The sequence below is a fragment of the Photobacterium sp. GB-1 genome (assembly GCF_003026165.1).
In the GTDB taxonomy this organism is placed as follows: domain Bacteria; phylum Pseudomonadota; class Gammaproteobacteria; order Enterobacterales; family Vibrionaceae; genus Photobacterium.
Genome location: NZ_PYOB01000024.1, coordinates 58,913 through 65,787 on the forward strand (window position 1 = coordinate 58,913; position 6,875 = coordinate 65,787).

At 39.8% G+C, this 6,875-nt stretch carries 5 protein-coding genes; all 5 read left to right on the top strand.

The annotated features are described in order from the left end of the window. From C9J45_RS18010 to C9J45_RS18030, 5 genes are read left to right on the top strand one after another with little or no spacing between them, the layout of a single operon-like run. Nucleotides 1–1,044: an ABC transporter permease gene (locus C9J45_RS18010; protein ID WP_107207693.1), complete on the top strand. Its 1,044-nt coding sequence runs from the start codon at nucleotides 1–3 to the stop codon at nucleotides 1,042–1,044. A 25-nt stretch (nucleotides 1,045–1,069) separates the two neighbouring features. After that, the gene (locus C9J45_RS18015) at nucleotides 1,070–2,923 is read left to right on the top strand and encodes an extracellular solute-binding protein (RefSeq protein WP_107292834.1); all 1,854 of its coding nucleotides are present in this window, start codon (nucleotides 1,070–1,072) and stop codon (nucleotides 2,921–2,923) included. A gap of 14 nt (nucleotides 2,924–2,937) precedes the next feature. After that, nucleotides 2,938–3,804, top strand: coding sequence for an ABC transporter ATP-binding protein (locus C9J45_RS18020; RefSeq protein WP_107207691.1), 867 nt, complete (start codon nucleotides 2,938–2,940; stop codon nucleotides 3,802–3,804). A gap of 34 nt (nucleotides 3,805–3,838) precedes the next feature. Next, the gene (locus C9J45_RS18025; RefSeq protein ID WP_107207690.1) at nucleotides 3,839–4,675 is read left to right on the top strand and encodes an ABC transporter ATP-binding protein; all 837 of its coding nucleotides are present in this window, start codon (nucleotides 3,839–3,841) and stop codon (nucleotides 4,673–4,675) included. 52 nt (nucleotides 4,676–4,727) lie between these two features. Beyond that, nucleotides 4,728–6,554, top strand: a complete 1,827-nt coding sequence (locus C9J45_RS18030; protein WP_107292835.1) for an extracellular solute-binding protein — start codon at nucleotides 4,728–4,730, stop codon at nucleotides 6,552–6,554. The last annotated feature ends 321 nt before the right edge of the window (nucleotides 6,555–6,875 follow it).

Genomic DNA, 6,875 nt, shown 5'->3' on the forward strand with positions numbered 1-6,875 from the left:
ATGTTGAAAATTAATCCATTAACACAAAAGAAGATCAAACGTTTTAAAGAGATTAAACGAGGTTATTGGTCATTCATTATTTTAGCAGTATTACTCACGCTGTCATTATTTGCCGAGCTACTCATTAACAATAAAGCGCTGATCGTGAAATACAATGGGAATTATAGTTTCCCTGTGTTTTCCGATGTACGACTGGGTCAGGACTTTGGTCAAGGTACAGCAAGTGAGGCGGATTACCGTTTACTTCAAAAAACGTTTGAAGAAGAGGGCGGAGACAATTTTGTCATTATGCCTTTAGTACCATGGAATGCCTATGAGCAGGACTTTTCCGGCGACTATCCGCCAAACCCACCAAACTTCGAGAATAAACACTATTTAGGTACTGACATTATTGGTCGAGATATCTTAGCGCGTTTGGTATACGGCTTTCGTATCGCTATGGGATTTGCATTATTAACCATGGCCATTTCTTATGCGATTGGCACTGCAGTAGGATGCGCGATGGGTTTTTTTGGTGGAAAGTTCGATTTATTCGTCCAACGTTTAATTGAAATCTGGTCAATGGTGCCTTTCCTTTATGTGATTATGATTTTAGTTTCGATCACTCAGCCAACCTTTACTTTGTTTGTTGCCATCAACGTTTTATTTGGTTGGATGGGGATGACCTGGTATATGCGTACCATGACTTATAAAGAGTCTGCACGTGAATATGTTATGGCAGCTAAAGCCTTAGGCGCTTCAACGGGTAGGATTTTATTTAACCACATACTACCTAATACGATGGTAATGATCGTGACATTAGCTCCGTTTACCATTGCGGCAAACATTACCGCGTTAACGGCATTAGATTATTTAGGGTTAGGTTTAATGCCCCCAACCCCAAGCTGGGGAGAGTTACTACAGCAAGGAAAATCTAACCTTGACTCTCCATGGATTGTGACCTCAGTTGTAACATCAATCGTGTTGGTGTTAGTGATGGTTACCTTTATTGGCGAAGCCATTCGTGCCGCTTTTGACCCAAAACGATTTACTCGTTACGTTTAGTCGCATAGCGAAACAAGGATGTTATATGAAAAATAATAAATACAGTGCGCTTACTTTGATAGCGCTTTCAATGGCAGCAATCAGTCCCAATACATTTGCGGCTCAGTTACCGTCGGATATGACATGGGTAACTAATCTTGATGAGCCTTTATTTGCCTCTCCAGATGCTCAGCGTGGCGGTACATACCGTACGTTTATGCGTAGCTTCCCTCAAACTTTACGTAGTGTTGGGCCTGATGCTAACTCAGGACTTCGCCAATATTTTATGGATGAAGCACCAAAGTTAGTCCAACTTCACCCGACCACTGGTGAGTGGATCCCGCAATTAGCAACTGAATGGGCATTTGGTGATGATCATAAATCGGTGTATTTCAAACTAGATCCTAATGCACGTTGGAGTGACGGAAAAAAAGTAACAGCAGAGGATTACCTCTTCATGCTTAAGTACTACCGTTCGAAAGATATCATTGACCCTTGGTATAATGATTTTTTTATCAACCATATAGAAAATGTTGAAAAAATTGATGATTACACCATTGTTATTACCTCAAAAGTAGCGAAGAGTGATGATGAATTACTTTACATGTTGTCTCTTCCAAGTAATGGTGTACAGCCCCGTCCGGCTCATTATTTTGTATCAGTAAAGGATGAAAATAATGATGGTATGGACGATAACTTTGTTCGTAAATACAACTTTAAGACAGAGCCAACAACAGGGCCTTATTACGTAGATAAAGTTAAAAAAGGGAAAAGCATTACCTTTAAACATGTCGGTGATGAGTGGTGGGGATACAACAATCGCTATTATAAAAATCGTTATAACGTCGATAAGATCCGTATTAAAGTGATCCGCGATCAAGATATTGCTAAAAAACACTTCGAAAAAGGGGATTTAGACTCATTCATTCTTGCTCAGCCTGAATTATGGCATGAAAAGTCTAATACAAAAGCTTATCAAAATGGTTACGTCCATAAGTTATGGGGTTACAACGAAGCGGTTCAGGGCGCTGGTGGGTTGTGGATGAATACTGCGAAGCCTTTACTGGATGATTTGAATATCCGTAAGGGAATTACCTATGCAACCGACTATGATGGTTTGATCAAAAATGTATTACGTGGTGATTACCTTCGTAAGCCGCATGGTCTAGGTACGGGGCATGGTGGTTTCGACAGTCCTACCCGAACTCCACCGACGTTTGAACCAGAAAAAGCCATTATTTACTTTGAAAAGGCCGGTTTTTCAACAGTAGGTGCTGATGGCATTCGTATGAATGATGAAGGTCAACGTTTGTCGTTTGCTGTTACTTATAGTCGCCCAGCACGAACGCCTCGTCTCGCATATTTAAAAGAGCAGGCAAAACAGGCAGGGTTAGAGTTAACACTGAATCTAATTGATGGTTCATCTGCATTCAAATATATCTTAGAAAAGAAACATGAATTGGCTTATCTGACGATGGGGGGCGGTAAAATTCCTGCTTACTGGGAATATTTACACTCGGTAAACGCAAAGCCTCAAACCAATAACCATACTAATTATCGTTCTCCTGAAATGGATAAAAAGATCGCTGCCTTTATTGCCGAATTTGATACTAAGAAAAAACAAAGTATTTCCCATGATATTCAGAAAATGGTTTCAGATGCCTATGTAATAGTACCGGGCTACATGGCTCCTTTCACACGTGAAGCTTATTGGCGTTGGATGCAATTCCCTTCGCCAGTCATGACGAAAGATACGGATTATGTTTTCTCTAATGGTGGGTATCTAACATTGGGAACATTCTGGATTAATTCTGATGTGAAAAAAGAAACCAAAACAGCAATGAAAAAAGGGGAATCTTTTGATCCTGTAGTCATTATCGATGATAGCTATAAGCCATAACGTAGGAGTGAATGATGCAAGATGAGATCATTTTAAGCGTACGTGATTTAGAGACTGAGTTCTCGACAGATGATGGCGTGGTAAAAATTCTTCATGGCGTGAATTTTGATGTTTATAAAGGCCGAACGCTAGGGTTAGTTGGAGAATCTGGTTGCGGTAAAAGTGTCACTTCTATGTCCATAATGGGTTTATTACCCAAACCGTATGGGCAAATAACCAACGGCCAGATCTTGTACCGTGGTACTGATTTGGTCACTTTGCCGGCAGAAGAAATGTATGCCATGCGTGGCAATAAAATCTCGATCATCTTTCAAGATCCAATGACGGCGTTAAACCCTGTTCATACCATTGGACGACAGCTCAATGAAGTGTTGGAACTGCATCGTCCTGATCTCGATAAATCGCAGCGGACTGCCTATTCAGTTGAAATGCTAAATAAGGTAAAGATCCCTTATCCAGAAAAACGTTTTAACGAGTATCCACATAATTTATCTGGAGGGATGCGCCAGCGAGTCATGATAGCCATGGCGCTGGCCTGTAAACCTGACATACTTATTTGTGATGAGCCGACAACCGCACTCGATGTAACGGTACAAGCGTCTATTCTTGAATTAATGAATGAACTTCAAGAAGAAACGGGTATGGCCATGATTTTTATTACGCATGACTTAGGTGTTGTGGCTGAGATTTGTGATGAAGTTGCTGTTATGTATGGGGGAAAGGTTGTCGAATATGCCGAGATATTTGATCTATTTGATAACCCTCAACACCCTTATACCGAACGCTTAATGGGATTGATGCCAAGTCTGGATAGTGAGCCCAAACAACCGATAGAAATCAAACCGATTGATATCACCTTGTTTCCAGAGTTTAAGGGTTAAGCCAGCGTTCATAGTCTAATATTAAGGTGATGTTATGTCAGAGATTTTAAGGATTGAAAACCTCAAGCAGCACTTTGTTTCAGGTAAAGGGATTTTCAAAAAAGGCTACACTATAAAAGCGGTAGATGGCGTTTCCTTTTCAGTTTCACAGGGTGAAACACTTGGCCTTGTAGGGGAGTCGGGTTGTGGGAAAAGTACATTAGGTCGAACTATTCTCAAGTTGTTTGAACCGACAGAAGGACGAATTTTTTTTGAAGGTAAAGACATTACTGATCTATCTACTAAGGCAATGAGACCGCTTCGAAAAGACATGCAGATTGTCTTTCAAGATCCAATGGAGTCACTAAACCAGCGCCATACCATTGGCATGATCTTAGAAGAGCCTTTTGTTATCCATAAAATAGGCACCCCTGAAGAGCGAAAAAAGTGGGTTAAAGAATTGCTGATTAAAGTGGGGTTACCGGAATCTTCAGTTAATCGCTATCCTCATGAATTTTCTGGTGGTCAGCGTCAACGCATTGGCATTGCAAGAGCGATAGCACTCAAACCTAAATTACTCATTTGTGATGAATCCGTGTCAGCTCTTGATGTATCAGTACAGGCGCAGATTTTAAATTTATTGTTGCAGTTACAAAAAGAGATGAATCTAGCCATGATCTTTATCTCTCACGATTTATCCGTTGTTAAACATATATCAGATAACCTTGTCGTGATGTATTTCGGAAAAGTTGTTGAAATGGGGAAAGCAAAAGATATTTATGCGAATCCTCAGGCTGATTACACCAAAACGTTACTATCAGCGATTCCAATCACCCATCCAAAATACAGGAAAAGAAAAAGGCATAACGAAAAAAAAGCTGACGTCGCTTAATCGTTATGATGTCGAATAAAGTGTGATTGAAAGCAATGCTCAAGGATGAACGATGATTAGACAGATTTTAACTGCCACAGCAGTCTTATTACCTACTTTATCGTGGGCGGAGTTACCTTCAAACGTTGAGTGGATTACAAATAATAACGAGCCTCTTTTTGCGTCATCTGATGCAAAATTCGGAGGGACGTTGCGCACCCATATCTCTAGTTTTCCGCAAACATTTCGAACCGTAGGACCTGATGGTAACGGTGAGTTTCGTGTTTGGCTATTAGATGGGCAACCGCAATTACTTCAGCGCCACCCTGACACACAAAAATATATTCCTGATCTTGCAACGCATTGGGCCTTTGGTGAAGACAAAAAGACTATTTATGTAAAGTTAAATCCAGCAGCCAAATGGTCAGATGGAAAGCCTCTCAAAGCATCTGATTATATTTACATGCTAACGTTTTATCGTTCAAAAGATATTGTCGATCCTTGGTACAACACATTTTATTCTGAATATTTTGAACGTATCACTGCGCTTGATGAACATACGTTGGAGATTGTTTTCGCCACTGAGAAGGATGAAGCCGATCTGCTATATGGTATTCATCGCTTAAAGCCTCGACCTGAACATTTTTATACGCCAACCAAAGATGAAAATAACGATGGTGTTGATGATAACTTCGTGCGCCGTTTTAACTTTAAAGCGGAACCGACACTGGGTGCTTATCATGTAGGTAAGATCAAAAAAGGTAAATCCATTACCATGGAGCATGTTGGTGAAGACTGGTGGGGATACGGTAATCGCTATTATAAAGGCCGATATAATGTAGAAAAAATCAGGATCAAAGTCATTCGTGATAGCGATATTGCCTTTAAGCACTTTCAAAAAGGTGACCTAGATATATTTTATTTAGGACGTCCTGAGCTATGGCATGAAAAGTCAGATACCAAGCCTTTTAAAAATGGCTATATTCATAAATTTTGGGGATACAGCGAGCCTGAACTTGGGGCTGGAAGTTTTTGGTTAAATACCGATAAACCCATGCTTGATAATATCCACGTTCGTACTGGTATTGCATATGCTTTAGATATTGATGGATTAAATAAAAACGTATTGCGTGGTGATTTTGTACGTAAACCTCATGGATTAGGGGTCGGGCAGGGTAACTTTAGTAATCAAGAGCTAAAACCATTACCTTTTGAACCAAACAAAGCGATCGCAGAATTTGAAAAAGCTGGGTTTACAACTATTGGCTCTGATGGCATTCGTCTCAATGACCAAAAGCAAAGGTTGAGTTTTGCTTTTACCTATAGCCACCAAGTGGTAACCCCTCGTTTGGCTTATTTGAAAGAACAAGCAAAATTAGCTGGGCTAGAAATTAAAATGAATTTAATTGATGGCTCTTCTGCATTTAAGTATGCGTTAGAGAAAAAACATGATGTGTCTTTCCATTCAATGGGAACAGCACCGCAACCTCAATATTGGGAGTATTTTCATAGTGCTAATGCAGGGAAAGTCCAAAATAATAACTTTACTAATTTTAGTACTCCTGAATTGGATCAGTTAATTATGAACTTTCGTAATGCGCTATCAACTCAAGATAAAGAAAGGTACTCCCGTCAGATACAAGCCGTTGTTCACGATGCAACAGTAGTAATACCTGGATTAATGGCTCCCTATACACGCGAAGCGTACTGGCGTTGGATGAAATATCCAGAACAGCCAATGCAGAAAAAAACACAAATGTTATTTACGCATGGTGGCCTACGCGATTTAGGCGTGTATTGGATCGACAATGACGTAAAAAAAGAAACGAAATCAGCAGTTAAAAAAGATCATAGTTTCGGTTCTAAAACCGTAATCGATGACAAATATAAGCCAAATTAAACGTATTTAAGGTTCGTAGGATAAATAAAAGCACGTATTACACTACGTGCTTTTTTGTTTTTTATACGAATTAATATTTTTTTGGTTGAATGTTGACCACTCGCGTATTTTTTTTATTTCAGGGGCTTGTCAGGACATAAAATCTCCCTATAATGCGACCTCACTGACACGGAGCAAGCCATTGGCTAGCAACCAAATCAGTATTGTTCTTTAACAATTTGACCATGCAATCTGTGTGGGCACTCGTTGAAAAGTTAAGTCGAAAGATTTATCAATGATACTAGTGACCAATACAAATAACTCATCTCTTTATAGAGAAGG